18 protein-coding genes and 4 tRNA genes are annotated in these 20,026 nt (G+C 40.4%); 1 reads left to right on the forward strand and 21 read right to left on the reverse strand.

Features of this window, described 5'->3' with window-relative positions:
- Nucleotides 1-2: 2 nt before the first annotated feature.
- The 10 genes from FS608_RS14460 to FS608_RS14505 all read right to left on the reverse strand — a co-directional run bounded on the left by FS608_RS14460 (nt 3) and on the right by FS608_RS14505 (nt 8,416).
- Complete coding sequence (locus tag FS608_RS14460; RefSeq protein WP_144552037.1) at nt 3-803, reverse strand: two-component system regulatory protein YycI; 801 nt, start codon at nt 801-803, stop codon at nt 3-5.
- Complete coding sequence (locus FS608_RS14465; protein ID WP_144552040.1) at nt 790-2,112, reverse strand: YycH family regulatory protein; 1,323 nt, start codon at nt 2,110-2,112, stop codon at nt 790-792. The genes FS608_RS14460 and FS608_RS14465 overlap by 14 nt, the downstream gene beginning before the upstream one ends.
- The gene (gene walK, locus FS608_RS14470) at nt 2,109-3,935 is read right to left on the reverse strand and encodes a cell wall metabolism sensor histidine kinase WalK (RefSeq protein WP_144552043.1); all 1,827 of its coding nucleotides are present in this window, start codon (nt 3,933-3,935) and stop codon (nt 2,109-2,111) included. Before walK ends, FS608_RS14465 begins: the two co-directional genes overlap by 4 nt.
- 5 nt (nt 3,936-3,940) lie before the next feature.
- Nucleotides 3,941-4,651 carry a response regulator YycF gene (gene yycF, locus FS608_RS14475; protein WP_144552046.1) on the reverse strand — a complete coding sequence of 237 codons (711 nt, stop codon included), beginning with the start codon at nt 4,649-4,651 and terminating at the stop codon, nt 3,941-3,943.
- Between the two features lie 168 nt (nt 4,652-4,819).
- Entirely contained in the window at nt 4,820-6,238 is a 1,419-nt protein-coding gene (locus FS608_RS14480; protein ID WP_144552049.1) for a peptidoglycan DD-metalloendopeptidase family protein, read from the reverse strand.
- 242 nt (nt 6,239-6,480) lie between these two features.
- Nucleotides 6,481-6,553 (reverse strand) — tRNA-Phe (locus FS608_RS14485).
- A 7-nt stretch (nt 6,554-6,560) separates the two neighbouring features.
- Nucleotides 6,561-6,637 (reverse strand) — tRNA-Asp (locus tag FS608_RS14490).
- A 65-nt stretch (nt 6,638-6,702) separates the two neighbouring features.
- Nucleotides 6,703-6,774 (reverse strand) — tRNA-Glu (locus tag FS608_RS14495).
- Between the two features lie 12 nt (nt 6,775-6,786).
- Nucleotides 6,787-6,862, reverse strand: a tRNA-Lys gene (locus tag FS608_RS14500).
- A 261-nt stretch (nt 6,863-7,123) separates the two neighbouring features.
- On the reverse strand, nt 7,124-8,416 hold the full coding sequence (locus tag FS608_RS14505) for an adenylosuccinate synthase (protein ID WP_144552052.1): 1,293 nt from the start codon (nt 8,414-8,416) through the stop codon (nt 7,124-7,126).
- A gap of 212 nt (nt 8,417-8,628) precedes the next feature.
- Here FS608_RS14505 and FS608_RS14510 point away from each other — a divergent pair, with 212 nt between their 5' ends.
- Nucleotides 8,629-9,546 carry a nuclease-related domain-containing protein gene (locus FS608_RS14510; protein ID WP_186328733.1) on the forward strand — a complete coding sequence of 306 codons (918 nt, stop codon included), beginning with the start codon at nt 8,629-8,631 and terminating at the stop codon, nt 9,544-9,546.
- Nucleotides 9,547-9,863: 317 nt separating this feature from the next.
- Here the strand turns inward: FS608_RS14510 and dnaB are convergent, their stop codons facing one another.
- The 11 genes from dnaB to FS608_RS14560 form a co-directional block, all read right to left on the reverse strand.
- Nucleotides 9,864-11,219, reverse strand: coding sequence for a replicative DNA helicase (dnaB, locus tag FS608_RS14515; RefSeq protein ID WP_144552059.1), 1,356 nt, complete (start codon nt 11,217-11,219; stop codon nt 9,864-9,866).
- A gap of 159 nt (nt 11,220-11,378) precedes the next feature.
- Complete coding sequence (rplI, locus tag FS608_RS14520) at nt 11,379-11,828, reverse strand: 50S ribosomal protein L9 (RefSeq protein ID WP_144552062.1); 450 nt, start codon at nt 11,826-11,828, stop codon at nt 11,379-11,381.
- Nucleotides 11,825-13,798, reverse strand: a complete 1,974-nt coding sequence (locus FS608_RS14525) for a DHH family phosphoesterase (protein ID WP_144552065.1) — start codon at nt 13,796-13,798, stop codon at nt 11,825-11,827. Before FS608_RS14525 ends, rplI begins: the two co-directional genes overlap by 4 nt.
- Before the next feature lie 25 nt (nt 13,799-13,823).
- The gene (locus FS608_RS14530) at nt 13,824-14,768 is read right to left on the reverse strand and encodes a YybS family protein (RefSeq protein WP_144552068.1); all 945 of its coding nucleotides are present in this window, start codon (nt 14,766-14,768) and stop codon (nt 13,824-13,826) included.
- A gap of 124 nt (nt 14,769-14,892) precedes the next feature.
- The gene (rpsR, locus tag FS608_RS14535; protein WP_098577061.1) at nt 14,893-15,132 is read right to left on the reverse strand and encodes a 30S ribosomal protein S18; all 240 of its coding nucleotides are present in this window, start codon (nt 15,130-15,132) and stop codon (nt 14,893-14,895) included.
- Between the two features lie 50 nt (nt 15,133-15,182).
- A complete protein-coding gene (ssb, locus tag FS608_RS14540) occupies nt 15,183-15,704 on the reverse strand; it encodes a single-stranded DNA-binding protein (protein WP_144552071.1) in 522 nt (173 codons plus the stop codon).
- Between the two features lie 63 nt (nt 15,705-15,767).
- Nucleotides 15,768-16,055: a 30S ribosomal protein S6 gene (gene rpsF / locus FS608_RS14545; protein ID WP_026568065.1), complete on the reverse strand. Its 288-nt coding sequence runs from the start codon at nt 16,053-16,055 to the stop codon at nt 15,768-15,770.
- Between the two features lie 167 nt (nt 16,056-16,222).
- On the reverse strand, nt 16,223-17,323 hold the full coding sequence (gene ychF / locus FS608_RS14550) for a redox-regulated ATPase YchF (RefSeq protein ID WP_098577055.1): 1,101 nt from the start codon (nt 17,321-17,323) through the stop codon (nt 16,223-16,225).
- 32 nt (nt 17,324-17,355) lie between these two features.
- A complete protein-coding gene (locus FS608_RS30295; RefSeq protein WP_222127354.1) occupies nt 17,356-17,511 on the reverse strand; it encodes a hypothetical protein in 156 nt (51 codons plus the stop codon).
- A 124-nt stretch (nt 17,512-17,635) separates the two neighbouring features.
- Nucleotides 17,636-19,633, reverse strand: a complete 1,998-nt coding sequence (locus FS608_RS14555; RefSeq protein WP_186328735.1) for a molybdopterin-dependent oxidoreductase — start codon at nt 19,631-19,633, stop codon at nt 17,636-17,638.
- Between the two features lie 184 nt (nt 19,634-19,817).
- Nucleotides 19,818-20,015 carry a DUF951 domain-containing protein gene (locus FS608_RS14560; protein WP_026568062.1) on the reverse strand — a complete coding sequence of 66 codons (198 nt, stop codon included), beginning with the start codon at nt 20,013-20,015 and terminating at the stop codon, nt 19,818-19,820.
- Nucleotides 20,016-20,026: the final 11 nt, after the last annotated feature.

Consider the following 20,026-nt stretch of genomic DNA (forward strand, 5'->3'; position numbering starts at 1 on the left):
TTTCACTCCACTTTACTTTTTTCATCGCTGTTAAATTGAATAATCTGCCCTTCAAATGCGTTCACAAATAGGCTCTCCTTGCCATTAACCTCAAAGCGCCATGTAGGCGCTAAAACTTGGGAAGCTGCCAACTGAATGAGTGTGGAATAACCAAGCTCAATCTTGGTGATATTGCTCTTCGACTTCAACATTCCCTTCTGATGCAAAGTTTCAATCGCCTTTAACGGCGCCAAAATTTCTTCCTTGGCCGTTAACTTCTCCATTTCCACCAGGTAGGTCTGATCATAGGAGACAATCTGGTTCTTATCACCGATTTTAAATGTAATCATCCCATTTATATTTTTAAATAAAGGGACATTCTCTGCAGTCTGAAAGTAAGTGATGGATTGATCCTTGTCACTTTTCTCCCCATATTGATAATCCTCACCAAAAAGGACATTGTCATTTATAAAAGCGGACAACTCGGCTGGTTCAAACTTTGCAGTGATTTTAATCGGCTTTTCTAGTGTGACATGGAGTGTTGTCGTCCCTGTACCCCTTAAGTCCCCAGATTTTCCTTTCAGCTTATCAGTATCAACCTGTGTAAACACCTTGGGCTTGGCACTGAGATACTGGGCTTGAATCGTATCCTTAGGAAAGTCTTTATACGTAATCTCATCTGCTTTTAGCTTTTCTTCAAACGAAGCCTCTGAAATAACCTCATACTTATTAGCATCACGGATTTTCATGAATTGGTATAAGAGATACACATCTAAGATTAAGAAGGTGATAATAAAAATAGTTTTTATCTTACTCCAATCCATGCTGTGATCCTCCTAGGTCTTCCATCGTAATCTGTCCCCATGATTTACCATAGAGATAGAACCAGGCAGGTTCTAAGATGATTAGTTTATTCTCCTTTGAATCTCGTTCCATTCGATAGCCCAAGATCATATCCTCAAGAAGGCTCGGCTTAAAATTCTTTTTGTTTTGTAAAAATTTCAAAGCATCGTGCCCTGAGGGACGGGTCACCTTTACCATCTCTGTGGTTAATGGGAGTTCTAAAGCTATATTTGGACGAATATACTTATTGATTTCATCGCGGCCCCAAACCTCACTAATTTCGGTCATGCCATTTCCATTAAAGACAGGGTAGCCGTCCATACTATATAAGCGGAAAGTGACGGTATGGGTATACTCATTTTTATCAACATAGCGATACGGGTCTGTCCAGCCGCCATGTTGATTGACAAAATCAATGCTTCGTTTCACTAAATCATATGAAGTGTTGATGAAATTTTCTTCTACAGTCGGATTGACGTACCTGAGGAGATTACTTTCAAAATTCACCGTCATTTTACTAGAATCGTTTGTGTACTCCTCGCCTGATGGGACAAAGCTCTTTTGGACAAAACTAGGGTCGCTAAAAAGGGCTTCTTTGAATTCTTCAGAATCAAGGGTAACAGGCAAGTATTTATAGGTCGTCATTTCTGTGGTTGACTCAGGCAAGAAAATGGTCCGTTTTTCAGATGCTTGGTAAGCAAAATAACGCGGGTATTTCGCTGCCTTCAAATAAAAATTACGGTTAAACTCACTTAAATTTGCAGAAGAGATGTGACTAATATAAACCTGTTGGTTCTCGGTAGAAACAAAGTAAACAATTCCATTTTCCTTTGCGGAATTCTCTGTATTAATAATGATTCGATTGAAGTTGAATGTAGGTATTTTTTTTCCTTCAATATTTAATACACTGCGATATAACTCTATTGGAACCTCTCCCGGAAATATAATTTCCGTATTGCCGCTGCCATGAATTAATTTCTTGATGTCTTTGACCTCGTTTGTATATTTTTTCACATCAAAGAAAGCCCAACGGCTGAGTTCCTTAATCACCTTTTCCATATCATCTGTGTTATTCGTTCCATAATGCTGACCTTTCACATGGTAAAGCAGTTGATCAGGTCTGACAATTTTTTGAACCTCTTGTTTTTCACTTAAAGAAACCTCTTTTACATTATCGCTGCTTTTCATTGTTTCATAATTCGGTTGGTACGTCCAAAGGTTCCAAGTTAACAATATACTGACCAGGACTAGTACGATTAGAATCCCTGATTTAATATTTTCGTATCTCATGACCAATCATCCTCTTCAGAACGTTCATATGGGAGTGAAAAGGAGATTTTTGTTCCTTTCCCTTCCTCACTTGTTGCCCAGATTGCCCCGCCATGAGCATTAACCATTTCTTTTGCAATCGCCAAACCTAGGCCTGTACCGCCTAATTTCCGCGTTCTCGCTTTATCAACACGATAAAAACGGTCAAAAATATTTTTAATATTCTCTTTTGGAATTCCAACTCCTTGGTCTGAAATGCTCACAATAATTTTATCGTCCATTTCTTTAATCGAAAAAGTGACTTGCCCGCCTTCTGGCGAGTACTTTAACGCATTGGAAATAATATTGTATAAAACCTGTGTCATTTTATCTTCATCAATTTCAACAAAGATCGCTTGCTTAGGAAGTTTTCGTTTGAAGGAAACGTTTTGTTCCTTTGACAATTCGAACCTGTCGATGATGCGGTCAAAGAAATCAACAAAGTTAACCCATTCAATCGTCAGTCGATAATCGGTACTATCCATTTTTGAAAGCTGGAGCAGGTCATTTACCAGACGAATCATTCGTTCCGTCTCAGTCCGCGTCACTTCTAAAAAGTTTGGAGCAATCTCCTCATCCCGCCAAGCTCCATCTGCGAGGGCCTCTAAATAACTCCTCATTGTTGTCAGCGGTGTCCGCAGTTCATGGGATACGTTGGCGACAAACTCTCTTCGTTCCGCATCGATTTTTTCTTGGTCGGTAATATCATGCAGAACGGCAATTAAGCCATTGACAAAGCCCGTCTCTTTTTGAATCACGGAGAAATTGGCACGCAGAAAATAGCGTTCCTTTTTCGTACTATAATCTAAAATAATTGAATCCTTTTCTTCCAATAAGTCCTCAAAGGAATTCGTATCATCTAAATCAAGTAATGAAACGATGGGCTGCGTAAGCACTGTTTCACGTGAAACATTCAACATTTCTGCCGCTGGTTCATTAATCAGGATCACTCGGCCTTTCCGGTCGGTGGCGATTACACCATCGGTCATATAAGACAAAACCGTGGAAAGTTTTCTTCGTTCTCCTTCGGTCATAGCCTGTGCTTCCTGCAGTTTCTTCGTTAAATTATTAAAGGTAATTGCCAGAGTCCCAATTTCATCATTTCCATATACTTTAACTTTTCTTGAAAAATTCCCCTTGGTCATCGCTATCGCTTGCTTCTTCATATCAGCAATCGGTCTAGTAATGGTTTGGGCTAACAAGATGCCCAGGAGAGCAGTAATGGATAGAGCAATTGCTGTACCAGTGGCAAAAATCTTATTAATGGTTTTCATTTGTTCAAAAACATTTTCAATTTTAGCTACCAAATAAATGGAACCGATAACCTTTTTCCCCGACTTAATTGGTGTAGAGAGGACCCAAATCCGGTGTCCGGTTTGCTCATCGATATTAATGGAACTTTGATCCTCTTCTAATACCATCGATTGCTTCACTTGAAGTTTGGTGGTTCGTTGACCAACCACTCCTTGGTTACTGGGATGGGAGGTACCAAGAATTTTTAGGGAGTTGTTTTCAATTACCTGAACTTCTGAAATATCACCTGCATCAAAGTCTCTAAGGATTTTTTTGATATCTTCTTCGAGTGTTGGGTCTTCAGGCGTTCTCTCCTTCTCCATTTCCTCGACAATATTATAGGCAAGCAAATCAACCCGCTGTTTTAACGATGTTTGGAAGTTGGTCCGTAATGTTTCCTCCAACTGTTTAACAAAATAGACACCGATAATTTGCATGGCCACTAATATAAGGAGGACATAGATGATAACGAACTTTACATGTATAGAGCGAAAGAAACCAACCTTCTTCATTCCGTTTACTCCTGTTCAGGATTGCGCAAATAGTATCCTACCCCGCGCCGAGTCACAATCCAAGTTGGATGGCTAGGGCTGTCCTCAATTTTTTCCCGCAATCTTCTCACTGTTACATCGACTGTTCTTACATCACCATAGTAATCGTAACCCCAAACGGTTTGTAAGAGGTGTTCCCTTGTCATCACTTGGCCGATATGTTTTGCTAAATAGAATAGCAATTCAAATTCACGGTGGGTCAACTCAATCGTTTCACCGCGTTTTGAAACGATGTAGGCATCTGGATGAATGGTCAGTGATCCTATCTCAATTTCATTCGTTTCAGATTCAGTTTCTGCCGGTGTCAGAATTTGTTGATGGCGACGTAAATTAGCCTTGACGCGAGCAATTAGTTCTCTTGTGCTAAACGGTTTCGTCACATAATCATCTGCACCCAACTCAAGTCCTAAGACTTTATCAATTTCGGAGTCCTTTGCCGTCAGCATAATAATCGGCATTTCATATTTCTTACGGACTTCACGGCATACTTCCATCCCGTCTCGTAAGGGAAGCATAATATCTAAAAGGATTAAATCTGGCTGTACTTCTTCCACCAACTCAAGTGCTTCGTTTCCGTCATAAGCACAATAGACAACGTATCCTTCTTTTTTTAAGTTAAATTGGAGAATATCAGCAATTGGTTTTTCATCATCAACAACAAGAATTTTCTTTTCCATTCCATTGCTCCTTTTCATTTTTTCATTTTCATCTATTTAATAAAATAGGACTAGGAGTCATAACTATACTATTTTACTGTATCATGTTATTCACATAAATTCACCTATTACCATTTGGTAAGAATGGAAGAATAAAAAGCCTCTGGCATTAAGCCAGAGACTCATCTTTTATCTTAAATAAGAAAGTGGATTTACCAAGCTGCCGTTTTTATAGACTTCAAAATGCAAGTGAACACCAGTAGCATCTCCGGTAGCACCCATTATTCCAATAGCAGAACCCTTGGAAACCTTCTGACCTACGTGAACCTTAAGCGATGACATATGTCCATAAAGGGTACGGTAACCATTTCGATGGTCAATTACAATCTTATTACCATAACCGCCTCCCCAGCCTGCAGAAACAACCACGCCATTATCGGCTGCCTTGATGGTTCTGTTGCTTGGTCTAGCAATATCAATTCCTTTATGCATTCTGCCCCATCTAGGACCTTGCTTACTTGAAATATACCCACCCACTGTTGGCCAGGCAAAGGTGCCGTCGCCGCGTGATGGAATTACCTTTGTTCCTTTGATGACAATCTCATTAACAGGCTGTTCGAGGATTGTTTCATTTACCTCGTCCTTGTTTACGGTTACACCATTTTGTTCGGAAATTTTATAGGTAACTGAACGAGTACCTTTTTTACCTTCTTGTTTTACCTTTGTTTTCCCTTTTAACAGAGTTTTATCTTCAATCACATTCTTTTTAAAAGGGATTTCTTCCTTTTTGTTTACTTCTTTTTCCACAATCACTTCAATATATGGTTTTGGAACAGTCATATTAATTTTTTTGCCAATCTTTAGAAGAGTATCTTTAGTTAGTCCGGGATTCACCGCTAAGATGTCCGCCATCTTCATATGGTGATCATCGGCAATGATTTCAAGTACATCACCTTTTTGAATCACGTATTTCTTTTCTTCTAAAGTCCCTTTTTGTAAAAAAGTAACTGCTTCCTCAGCAGACATAATCTTTCTAGGAGCAGTATCTTCATTTGAAAATGAAACATTTTTAGATAGTCGTACATCTAATAAACGAGACTCATTTTCTTTTAATGCCGGTACATTCGTATTGTCAGAAGCTTTTCGAGCCTTGAGTTCGGCTAATTGATCCTCAGGAACATATTGTTGGATCAATTTCTTCATAACTTCTTCCGCTGTCGTTTGATTTTCTACATAAGCAACTGGTTTCCCGTCAATCATGATGGCAGAGGCCTCTGTTTGAAGCTGGAAGATATTTCGGATGGTCTGAACGGTTTCTGTCTCAGTTTCAGCCGTTGGAAATACTTGATATGGAACGTCGTTAATTTGTTGCATAAAATCGGTATCAGCAGCTTTTTCAGCAATAATTTTATTTACTACGCTCTTATCCGCAACATTACCTATATATGTACCTTCAAGATAGACATGATAATCCTTTGATGATTCGGATGAATCAGCAAATGCAACCGGACCGTTACTAAAGGCAATCAGTGATGATGCCATAGCAGTCACAAGTGTTGTTTTAAGTAATAACCTTTTTGTTTGTGATATTTTATCTAAAAATAACATTTTTCCTCCCTAAACCACGGTAAAACCCTTTTAATCTATTGTATTTACTATTAAAGAAGTTCCCAGAATTTTAGACCTTCTCCACTTTACCATAACTTTCTGTAAATAGATTAATAGTCTTTATACTGTAACAAAACTGTATAATTGCTGACATTTTTAGCAGGGAAGAACTGTTCTTTTTGGTAAAAAGAAGATATAGATAAAAAAAAAGGAAGCATGCATTTGCAAGCTTCCTTTTTTTATGGCTCAGGACGGAATCGAACCGCCGACACAAGGATTTTCAGTCCTTTGCTCTACCGACTGAGCTACTGAGCCACTTATATGGCGGTCTGGACGGGACTCGAACCCGCGACCTCCTGCGTGACAGGCAGGCATTCTAACCAACTGAACTACCAGACCAATATTAAATTGATTGTCAGCAAGGAGACCGTCCTTGCCAGCCATTTGCTGACAATCAAAAGCCATGACCCCTACGGGATTCGAACCCGTGTTACCTCCGTGAAAGGGAGGTGTCTTAACCACTTGACCAAGGGGCCATAAAATATAAATGGTGAGCCATGAAGGACTCGAACCTTCGACCCTCTGATTAAAAGTCAGATGCTCTACCAACTGAGCTAATGGCTCGTACTTGTTTTCGTATATCGTGACGACGCTTTTTATAATAGCACGGACTATATACTAATGGCAATACTTTTTTAAAAAACTTTTTTAAAAAGTTTGAAGCCCTCAAAAATGAGGGCTTCATCTAGTAAGTTCAAAGTTAAATTGTCTAGCTCCAGCGCCTAGGGGCTCGGGGTCATAAGCCAATCCGTCCTGAAGGTTAAAAAGCAACCTTCATGCCGGCTCGTCTTATGCCTGTCGCCCCTGAACAAGGCGCTTCCGCTTTTAAATTTGTCTCCACGGGCTGCGGACTACATTTGTTTGATTACGATCTGGTCCAACTGAAAAAGTTGTTAATGGAATTCCAGTTAATTGGGTCACGCGTTCTACATAATGGCGGGCATTTACAGGCAACTCATCTAAAGTTTTAACGCCTGTAATATCTTCTGTCCAACCTGGAAGCTCTTCATAAACAGGTTCACACTGTGCTAATACCTTCAAGCTTGCTGGATATTCTGTAATAAGCTCACCTTTGTAGCTATACGCAGTACAGATCTTTAATGTTTCAATCCCTGTTAAAACATCAATAGAATTAAGCGACAAGTCAGTTAATCCGCTCACACGGCGGGCATGGCGTACAACGACACTGTCAAACCAGCCAACACGGCGAGGACGGCCCGTTGTAGTGCCATATTCACGTCCAACCTCACGGATCTGATGGCCGATTTCATCATTTAATTCTGTCGGGAATGGGCCGTCACCCACACGGGAAGTGTAAGCTTTGCAAACTCCAACAACATGGGTAATCTTCGATGGTCCAACCCCGGAACCAATTGTAACACCGCCAGCTACAGGATTAGAAGAAGTAACAAATGGGTAAGTACCTTGGTCAATATCAAGCATAACCCCTTGAGCCCCTTCAAAAAGAACTCGTTTGCCTTCATCTAATGCATCATTCAAGACCACGGATGTATCACAAACATACTGTTTTACTTGTTGACCATATTCATAATACTCATCAAGGATTTCTTCTTTTGTAAATCCTGTTGTTTCATAAATACGTTCAAATAAACGGTTTTTCTCTTCCAAATTACGTTCAAGCTTTTCTTCAAATACATCGCGTTCTAGCAGGTCAGCAATTCGAATACCTACGCGGGCCGCTTTATCCATGTAAGCTGGTCCAATTCCTTTTTTGGTGGTACCGATTTTATTCGCACCCTTACTTTCTTCCTCAACCGCATCAAGTTTTAAGTGATATGGAAGAATGACATGGGCACGATTACTAATGCGAAGATTATCGGTAGTAATACCTTTTTCATGCAAATAAGCAAGTTCTGCTACAAGTGCCTTTGGATCAACAACCATTCCATTTCCGATGACACAGATTTTTTCTTTATAAAAAATTCCAGATGGAATTAGGTGCAATTTGTACGTTTCTCCGTTGAACTTTATGGTATGGCCTGCATTATTTCCTCCCTGATAACGGGCGATTGCTTCGGCATTTTCAGAAAGGAAATCTGTGATTTTCCCCTTACCTTCATCTCCCCATTGAGTTCCAACAACTACTACTGATGACATATAAGGCACCTCCAAATTAAATACGCTTTACTCTTTTCCATACACCATTTTACCAATATTTATTACTAAAAGCAAACTAAACACGAACATTTATATGAATCTATTATATTATGTTCGTAAAATATTAATTTAAGAATCTATCTTGTTGGTTTGATGATTTTTCCATAAAATAGAATTATAGTTTTATTAAAATAACAAATAGGATGTGGAATATGCTATTTAAATCTCGCGTGGAACTATTGGAAATCACTCTGTTGCGATCTTTAAATGCGCGAATGAGTTTATCCGATAAAGATGTTAGTAACTATAAAAGGCTAAGAAAGGGATTTGAAGGTGAGAAAAAGAGTGATCTGTGGTTAGAAGGGCTCTCAGAGGATTGGCTGATCATCCATGATTTATTACTTGAATATAACCATTCTAAATTCCAAATTGATACGTTACTAATATCCCACGATAAAATTTACCCTTTGGATATAAAAAACTTTGAAGGCGACTACTTTGTTGAAGGTGAAAAATGGTGTACGAGTGCTAAAAAAGAAATGAAGAATCCCGTACACCAACAAAATCGTTGTGTTATCTTATTTCGTTCACTACTCGGTGACCTTGGCTATCATTATCCGCTTGAACCCTATCTCATCTTCATTAACTCCGAATTTCATTTATATATAACCACTATTAATCCATCTCTTGTTTTCCATTCACAAATGAACCGTTTTTTGAAAAAGCTCAATGCAAGACCCGTAAAACTGAATAAAGGACACTACAAATTAGCTGAACAATTAGTATCTCTTCATATAGTAGAATCACCTTATCCGCACTTGCCAGCCTATCAATATGAAGATTTGAAAAAAGGAATTCTTTGTCTAAAGTGTTACTCCCTTTTTTCTGAGATTCACGGTTCAATTTTGACGTGTGATCAATGTGGATGTACAGAAGAGGTGGAATCAGCAGTGTTAAGGAGTGTCACTGAATTATCGCTTCTTTTCCCTGAACAAAAAATTACCACAAAGATAGTCCGTGATTGGTGTAAGATTGTTAAATCGGAGAAGACTATTAGGAGGATACTGGGGAAGCACTATAAACAAATTGGTCATGGAAAGTCTGCAAATTATGTTTTACCAAAGGATTAAATTTTTTTACTTACCCTTTAATAAAATCTATGATTACTGATAGACTCTTTTTTTACTGTAAACGGGCATCATACGACCTCTATGATTCCCGTTAGGCTCTTCTTTTACTTCAAACAGGCATCATACGATCCCTATGGTTACCGTTAGGCTCTCTTTTTACTTCAAGCGGGCATCATACGACCCCTATGGTTACCGTTAGGCACTCTTTTTACTTCAAACAGGCATCATACGACCCCTATGGTCATCGTTTGACCTTTTTTCTCAAGCCACTAGTGCCTGGACACAAAAAAGGCTAGCCAAATAAATTTGGCTAGCCACTACGCACCAGGAGCATCTTCATACCGTGTCTCGAGGTTGACGAACTTATTGTATTCTTTTACAAAGGCCAACGATACCGTTCCTGTTGGGCCATTACGCTGCTTAGCAATAATGATTTCGATGATGTTCTTATTCTCTGATTCCTTATCATAGTAGTCATCACGATACAAGAACGCCACGATATCGGCATCCTGCTCAATAGAACCTGATTCACGAATATCGGACATCATCGGGCGCTTATCTTGACGCTGTTCCACACCACGGGATAGCTGGGAAAGGGCAATAACAGGGACTTTCAACTCACGAGCTAACTGCTTTAAAGAACGAGAGATTTCGGAAACTTCCTGCTGACGGTTCTCGCCCGAACGGCCGCTTCCTAAAATCAACTGCAAGTAATCGATCAGGATCATCCCTAAACCATGCTCTTGCTGCAAGCGACGGCATTTCGAACGGATATCACTAATTCGAACCCCAGGAGTATCATCAATAAATATCCCTGAATTTGAAAGACTTCCCATCGCCATTGTCAATTTGCCCCAGTCTTCATCGGTTAGGGAACCGGTACGAAGCCGCTGGGCATCGATGTTTCCTTCCGAACAGAGCATACGCATTACCAGCTGTTCGGCACCCATCTCAAGACTGAATATCGCAACATTTTCACCCGTTTTTGTCGCTACGTTGGCGGCGATGTTTAAGGCGAAGGCTGTTTTACCCACGGAAGGACGGGCTCCAACAATGATTAAATCATTTCGTTGGAATCCTGCCGTCATTCGGTCTAGTTCCGCGAATCCGGTGGAAATCCCTGTAATGTCGCCGACCCGGTTGTGCATTTCCTCAATATTGTCATACGTCCGAACCAGTACATCTTTAATATTATGGAAAGCACCAGCATTCTTCCGCTGCGCCACGGCCATAATATTTTTTTCAGCTTCACTTAAAAGCGCCTCAACCTCATCCTCACGAGAATATCCATCAGAGGCAATGTTCGTTGCGGTGCGAATTAATCTTCTAAGTAAGGATTTTTCTTCTACTATTCTCGCATAATATTCAATATTAGCTGCCGTTGGAACCGAGGCGGCCAATTCTCCTAAATAACTTACCCCGCCTGTATCTTCAATCAGTTTGGCAGCCGCAAGTTCCTCTGTTACCGTTACAAGGTCAACTGCTTTCCCTTGATCATTAAGAGTAAGCATCACGTTAAATATTTTTTGGTGGGCAGCACGATAAAAATCCTCAGGGATTAATATTTCAGAAGCTAGTACAAGAGAGGAAGGCTCTAAGAAAATAGCCCCTAAAACTGCCTGCTCGGCCTCAATATTTTGCGGTGGCATACGATCCGCATATAAGTCATTCATATATCAAAAAACCTCCTATCATGAAGAGGATATTTTATTATTAAAAACTATCATTTTCCTAAAAACAAAAGAAAAAGTGACCAGCTAAAACCGATCACATCGCGTTGATTACTTTTCTATTCTATCATGTTCCAGAACCATTTCGCACTGGGAAAATTTTTATTTTACTTCTGTCACAGAAACGGTTAAGGTCGCAACCACCTCGTGATGAAGTTTCACTGGAACCTTTGTGTGGCCAAGCGTGCGAATGGCATCTGCTAATTCCATCTTACGTTTATCAATTTTGATCCCATGTTTCTTTTGTAATTCTTCTGCAATTTGCTTTGTTGTAATGGATCCAAATAAACGGCCGCCTTCACCTGCTTTAGCAGTTAATTGAACCGTGATTTGATCCAATACTTCTTTTAATTTTTGGGCCTCCGCTAATTCTTCCTCCGCTTGCTTTGCTTCCTTCTTTTTTTGAGCATCAAGCGTACTGATATTGGCATTATTCGCTTCCTTTGCTAAACCTTGTTTAAGAAGGAAATTATGAGCATAACCGTCTGCTACATTCTTCACTTCACCTTTTTTCCCTTTACCCTTTACGTCTTTTAAAAAAATTACTTTCATTCCTTTTTCACTCCTTCAAAATAATCATCTATTGCTAGCTTTAATTGATTTTCTGTTTCTGTAATCGATAAACCAGTCAGTTGTGTGGCTGCATTCGTCAGATGTCCGCCGCCTTTTAGACTTTCCATGATGACCTGGACATTGATGTTTCCAAGCGACCTTGCACTAATGCCAATCACGCCTTCACTGCGTTCTGAAATAACAAAGGAGGCTATCACCCCATCCATTGTTAATAAGGTGTCTGCTGCTTGGGCAATAATCACTTGATCGTTGAACTCATTTTCTGTGCCTTTCGCAATGGCAACCCCTTCACGGTAAAAAGTAACAGACTCAATTAACTTGGACCTCTTAATATATGTATCCACATCTTCCTTCAAAAACTTTTGAACGAGGATGGTATCTGCTCCATGTGCTCGTAGATAGGAGGCCGCATCAAACGTCCTTGAGCCTGTTCTGAGGGTAAAGCTTTTGGTATCCACGATGATTCCTGCTAAGAGGGCCGTCGCTTCAATCATTTCAATTTTACCTCGTTTTGGCTGATATTCAAGGAACTCTGTCACTAATTCTGATGTCGATGAGGCATAAGGTTCCATATAAACAAGGAGAGGATTGGCAATAAAATCTTCACCGCGGCGATGATGATCGATGACAACCTTATTGTCAATTTTATTGAGAAGCCGTTCTTCAATGACCATGGACGGTTTATGCGTATCAACGACAACAAGTAAGGTCTTATCCATAGCAATTTCCAGTGCCTCTTCTGGTCCAATAAAATGGGCAAACAACTGCTCTTGCTGTCGTATTTCTGCCATTAATCGTTTAACTCCATTTTCCATGTCCTGCGTGTTGACAACGATATAGGCATCTTTCTGGTTCATTTGCGCGACTTTATAAATGCCAATGCTGGCACCAATCGAATCCATGTCCGGATTTTTATGACCCATGATAATTACTTTATCACTAGCGATAATTAAATCCCTTAAGGCATGTGAAATCACTCGTGCTCTGACCCTCGTTCGCTTTTCAATTGGATTGGTTTTGCCGCCATAAAACTTCACCTTGCCGCTTGGTAATTTAATCGCTACTTGGTCGCCGCCTCTGCCTAAGGCCAAGTCCAAGCTCGATTGGGCTAAACCGCCTAATTCTGGCAGGGAAGTTACTCCCGTTCCAACGCCAATACTTAAGGTAAAGGATACATTTTGCTTGGAAGTCATTTCTCTGACTTCATCAAGAATGGTAAATTTCCCGTTTTCCAGCTTTTGAAGAATTCCTTCACTGAACACCGCAATAAACCGTTCGGAGGAAATTCTTTTTAAAAATATCCCATTATCCTGGGCCCATTTATTTAGGATAGACGTCACCAAATTATTGATGCTGCCACGCATTTGGTCATCCATTCCCTGGGTAAGGTCATCATAATTATCTAAAAAGATTATTGAAATAACAGTCCTGTCATTATGATACATTTTCTCGATTTCTTTTTGTTCGGTCACATCGAAAAAGTATAAAAGCCGTTCCTCACGTCTATGGATGACGCGGAATTTCCGTTCATGAAGGGTAATGATCTCTGTTTCTACTTCCTGTTTAATTAATGGTATCAGGGTATCGGCGACATCGTACAATGATCTTCCCACCAAGGTATCCTGATCAAAACAAGAAGCCAAGAATGGATTGGTCCACTCAATATAATACTCATCATTAATGAGCATAATCCCGATTGGCATTTCCATTAGCGCTTCTTCACCAACTCGTTTTACGCGGTAGGAAAGGGTTGAGATATACTCCTCCATTTCTTTTCGCTGGCGCCGATCAACCACAAACATATAGTAAATGGGGAAAAACATTAATAACAGCCCTGCTACACTTAATATCCTGTTATACAAATACAGAATAATGAGCAGTACCACTGTGACAGCAATTAACCCATAAAAAGGGTAACGAATGGACCGCTTTTCTAAAAATGCAGGCAAAATTTTCAGCTCCTAGTCGTGAATCTTACTCTTTCTTTTCAAATTGCTTCCGAAAGTTAAAGCCTAAATCAGTAATGCCTAATAACATTATTATATAACGGACCAACGGAATCATGAAAGTAAGAATTACTACAAACACGCCAAGTCCCTTCGCTACGGACTTTTGGTGGAAAAGAAAAAATAAAAGCGCAACCCCCTGCAGGAGGATAAACGTCTCTAGTACAGATCTTGCATTGATTAAAACAGAATATATGTAGGTTCCTTCTTGTGGATGAAATAAGAGCATTGCCCCCAAGGCAATTAAATAATACCACAACAAACTTTTAGGAAGGGCTAGATTACGAAAATGGCCCCATGGCTGAACGTTTACACCAAATCGCTTCGCAATTGGAAAACAAATCCACTGAGTAATAAAGGTAAGCACAATGGCAGCAAAAATAAGTGCACTTGGTGCCAGCGTTACGATTTGCTTAAGCATGAGGGAATTTTGCTCTTTTATTTTTGCAATTTGATCTTCTTTACCCATTGCTTTCAGCATTTCCTCAGAGTTTTTAACTGATTCATTTAAGGCCACTGTTAGTTCATGGATAATATCTACTTTCATAAAAGAAACCGTGACGGCATACATGATAACTAATCCAGCCATCATCGTGAGGGAACCGGCAATCAAAATAAATGCTCGACTCTTACCTTTTTGGAGCAAATAGCCTATCACCACACCAACGGTACCGTATATAAGCATGATCCCAAGTCCAAGTAAAGACCCGGCAATGAATGAAATAAAAATTGCTGCTACTGCGAAAGCGGCAATCAGTTTCAGACCATTTTTATAAGAAAAGATAATAAATGGAAGCGGCAATACCAGGTTTACAATCGCTCCTACGATAGGAACATACATGGTTACTAATAATAACGCAGCAAAAGCTGCCAAGAGGATGGCACCCTCCGTTAGCTTGCGTACATCTTTCACACTTTCACCCCTAAACATATAAAACACTAATCTTTATTTTACCCGAGATAATCCGCTCTACACAAGTTTACGAGTATAAGAAAAAGGCAGCAGGGAGAACCCTTACTGCCTTTTCATCTATTTATTATTCACCTGCAACAAATGGAAGTAATGCCATTTGACGTGAACGTTTGATTGCAACTGTTAATTTACGTTGGTATTTAGCGCTAGTACCAGTTACACGACGTGGTAAAATCTTTCCACGCTCAGAGATAAATTTCTTAAGAAGATCTACATCTTTATAGTCGATTTTAGTGATACCATTTGATGTAAAATAGCACACCTTACGACGTTTTGCGCGACCGCCTTTACGTCCTCCTGCCATGAAAATTCCCTCCTTTTTCATTATTAATGTTATCGTTCAATTAAGGTTGGTTAGAATGGAAGGTCGTCATCGGAAATATCAATTTGACCATTACCAGCAAACGGATCCTCGTCCATTCTTGTGTAACCTTTATTTGTGTTTTGATTTTGACGTTGATTCTGATTGCCGCCGCCATAAGAATTACCTTGTGGTTCCCTCGGAGGAGCACCGAATTGGTCGTAATCGCTTCTTCCGCCACCGCCGCCAGATGCGTTTCTAGGTTCTAAGAACTGAACACTTTCAGCTTGTACCTCTGTAACATAGACACGTTTACCATCTTGTCCTTCATAGTTGCGGGTTTGAATTCGGCCATCCACACCTGCGAGGCTTCCTTTTTTCAAGAAGTTCGCTACATTTTCAGCTGGTTTACGCCAAACAACACAGTTAATAAAGTCTGCTTCACGTTCACCTGATTGACTAGAAAATGGTCGATTAACAGCTAAAGTAAAGGTAGCAACAGGAACCCCATTTGGTGTATAACGCAAATCAGGATCTTTTGTTAAACGGCCAACAAGTACGACACGATTCATCATCAGAATCAACTCCTTTTTATTTGGAAAAATGTTTCACATGAAACATTTCTACCAAGATCTATATTAAGCGTCTTCTCTAATTACTAAGTGGCGAATGATATCTTCGCTGATTTTTGCAAGACGAGAAAATTCTTGTACTGCAGCAGCTGAAGATGTTGTTTTAGTGATTTCGTAGTATCCGTCGCGGAAATCGTTGATTTCATATGCTAAACGACGCTTACCCCAATCCTTTGTTTCAGCAGTTTCCGCACCGTTTTCAAGAAGAATTGTATTAAAACGCTCTACAAGAGCCTTTTTAGCTTCATCTTCAATATTTGGGCGGATGATGTACATGATTTCGTACTTATTCATCACAGTCACCTCCTTTTGGTCTAAACGGCCCGTTTGGGCAAGGAGCAATTATTAATTACTCACAAGTTGAAATTATAGCATACAAATAAAATAATTGCAATGTCATTCACAGAAATGAGATTTTTTCCAATAATAAAAGCTCTGCAAAGTGTGCAGAGCTTGAGCTATTATACGTTAAAACGGAAGTGGATGACGTCGCCGTCTTTTACTTCGTATTCTTTTCCTTCTAACCGGACCTTGCCCGCTTCCTTTGCAGCAGTATGACTGCCTGCGGCTAAAAGATCATCAAATGAAACTGTCTCTGCTCGAATAAAGCCGCGTTCAAAGTCAGAGTGAATGACTCCTGCACATTGTGGAGCTTTCATACCTTTTCTGAATGTCCAGGCGCGTACTTCTTGAACACCTGCAGTAAAATACGTTGCTAAGCCTAGCAAATGATAGGCAGCACGGATTAATTGATCAAGACCAGATTCTTCAATTCCTAACTCTGAAAGGAACATTTGCTTTTCTTCACCTTCGAGTTCAGCAATTTCCTCTTCAATCTTCGCACACACCACGATAACTTCGGCGTTATCGGCAGCGGCGAATTCGCGGACCCTTTGAACATATTCATTGTCAGATGGATCAGCAATATCATCTTCACTTACATTGGCCACATAAAGGACAGGCTTAATAGTTAAAAGATGAAGTCCTTTGACAAGTTTCATTTGCTCATCGGTAAAATCAACAGTTCGTGCTGGCTTTTCTGCTTCAAAAGCATCACGTAGCATTGCAAGTACTTCAAATTCAGCCGCTGCTTCCTTATCCTTTTGCTTAGCTAATTTTTCGACACGGCTAATCCGCTTTTCTACTGATTCCATGTCGGCTAGAATCAACTCTAGGTTGATGACCTCAATATCATCGATTGGATCTACTTTACCTGATACATGGGTAATATTCTCATCTGCAAAGCAGCGAACAACTTGGCAAATTGCATCTACCTGGCGTATATGTGAGAGGAATTTATTCCCTAGACCTTCTCCTTTGCTTGCTCCTTTAACAATCCCTGCAATGTCAGTAAATTCAAAAGCGGTTGGAACGGTCTTTTTTGGTTGGACCAGTTCCGTCAATTTTTGGAGACGGTGGTCAGGTACTTCTACGATTCCGACGTTTGGGTCTATCGTACAGAAAGGGTAATTGGCTGATTCTGCCCCTGCTTGGGTAATTGCGTTAAATAAAGTAGACTTACCAACGTTCGGTAATCCTACGATACCAGCTGTTAATGCCATTTATTTCACTCCTCAAAAAAATAAGATCTATTTTAAATATTGGCTATGTTAAACTTGCCTGTTGATTTCCGCTCCAGGCACTTCGCTTTCCGCGGGCGGTCCGGGGAGCCTCCTCGTCGCTGCGCTCCTGCGGGGTCTCCCCTGTCCCGTCCTCCCGCAGGAGTCTTCGTGCCCTCCACTCCAATCAACAGTGTACTAAAATAAACAATAAGCATTAACATAGCCTAAATTAGTTCCAATAATAAAAAGACAAGTCTTTCACAATTATAGAGATTTATATAAAAAAAGACAACTGCCGCATGATTGCGGCAGTTAGTTTATTTTTTCAATATTAACAAGACAATCATATAATGTACTGCCTAGACCATTATCCGATTCACGGCTGGATGTCAGGTTATTTACGGACCCGCCAAACTGCTTCCAAATTCCCTCATCGATATTAATCGTGTTCGGATGGGCTGTTGGCAGGATGGAAAGGTAGCCTTTAACTTCGCCGCGCTCATTCCATACTCTAACAAGGTCGTCTTTAATCAAGCCGAGAGCGTCCGCAATATTCTTCGCTACTTCAACCTTAAGTTTCAGATTTCCACCTAACAGATGATAGTTCTGTGAGTGGTTGGAACGCAACGGATGAATTGTCAGCAAATTATATGGATACTTTTCAGCCAACTGTGGATTCCTCCACTTAGACTCCTCTGGAACAGCTAAGGTTAAACGTTCATGACCGTTCCGTGCTGTAAATTCATACTTGCCGCTTGGAGTAGTAAACTTTCGGTCCGGCCATGGGATCGCTGCAACCGGCAACTCCAGCACATGATGTTCCATTAAAGTATCCAGGGAAACACCCTTTTTTTCCAATCTTTCAAAGCCCATCTGAAGGAATTGCTTTCTAGTAAAATCAAAATCAGCACCAAAACCGAGCCGCTTCGCTAATTCCGTCCAAATCCATAAGTCAGGTTTGGCTTCACCTGGTGCGGAGACCAGCTTCGGTCCATAATTTACATAATGATGATACATCGAAGAATAATAAATGTCCTCTTCTTCAAAAGCAGTGGTTGTTGGAAGCACATAATCAGCAAGCTGCGCAGTATCCGTCATAAATTGATCAATTACCACCAATGTTGCTACGGATGAGAAGGCTTTTTCAACCACTTTGGTGTCAGGCACCTGTGTGACTGGATTCCCGCAGGTGACGACTATCATTTGTATTTCTGGATTTATTGCTTCCAGCACTTCTTCGGCCTGTTTCATAATGGAAAACTGGCGCTGATTTTGCCTGCGATGAGGGAGGGTTAACTCTTCAAACACAAAACTCTGGCCCACTTGAAGGTTCGCATAATTGGCGCCGCCTCCGGCAATGCCAATATTTCCGCTGCATGCGACAAGGGCATCAATCAGGCGAATCGTATTGCCGCCATTTTGATAACGCTGCAAGCCAAGCCCCATAAAAGTTGCAGTCGGTTTATCCGCATAGACATGTGCTAAATGGGTCATTACTTCACAAGGCACTTCAGTCATTTCACTTATTTCCTCTAAAGTAACACTGCCTAGGAGTTGATGCAGGTCCTCAAAGCCAACGGTCGATTCCTCAATAAACTTCCAATCCTCTAACCTTAAGTGAAGCAAATCTTTGATGATTCCTGCTGCCAATAAACCATCCATTCCAGGTTTAATCGAAATATATTCATCAGCAATTTTTGCCGTGGCATTAAAGATTGGATCAATAACAAACAGTTTTGCACCGCGTTTTTTTGCCTCTAGGAGTTTTTCGTAAAAGTGCATGTTCGTCCGAGCAACATTACGGCCCCAGACGATAATATTTTTACTATTATAAACATCATCAGGTCCATGGCTATATGCATTTCCGAAATCCCACTTCTGCGCTTCAATACCTGCTCCCCAGCAAAGGGAACCGTAAAGCTCCGTGACACCACCGTAGCAATTAAAGAAACGCTGATCGAGGTTTTTTAATAACCCATTATTCGCATAGTCATGGCTGTGTAAAACGGCCGTTGTTCCGTATGTTTCTTTTATATCCCTGAGCTTATCAGCTATCTCATTCAGTGCCTGTTCCCAAGAAATTTGCTCGAATTGGCCGTTGATTTTTTTTAATGGATGCAGCAACCGCTTTGTGGAATTTGTTCTTGTTTCAAGCATCCGTCCCCGCCCGCAAATTTTTCCTTGGGTGATTGGATGGGAAGGATCTCCATCCACTTTTGTGACTCGATCATTTTCGACGGTTACATGAAATCCGCAGCTATCCCAGCAATTTAATGGACATGCCGCTTGACGTATTTGTGTCTGTGCCAATATTCCCACCCCCTATGTGCAAAACCCTATTTCTACTTTTCTTATAAGAATAATAACATAATAAAAGCGGTGTGAGCAGAGCTAGGCTTCACCTAATTAAAGTAAGCATTTATATTTTAACAAACTAGAAAAACAGATTCATTCTTGCGTAGCTCCGCCCCTTTTCCACAAAAAAAAGCATGAACTACTCTTCATGCTTCACCAAAATTTTCTTCATTTTCCTTGAAAATTCCCGCCTCGGAATGAGGACACTATGACCGCATCCTTCACATTTAATGCGAACATCCATCCCCATGCGGATAACTTTCCAGCGATTTGTTCCACAAGGATGCTGCTTCTTCATCTCTACTACATCATTTAGGGCAAATTCCTTTTCTTCCATTCAAAATCATC

Source organism: Bacillus sp. X1(2014) (assembly GCF_007678255.1).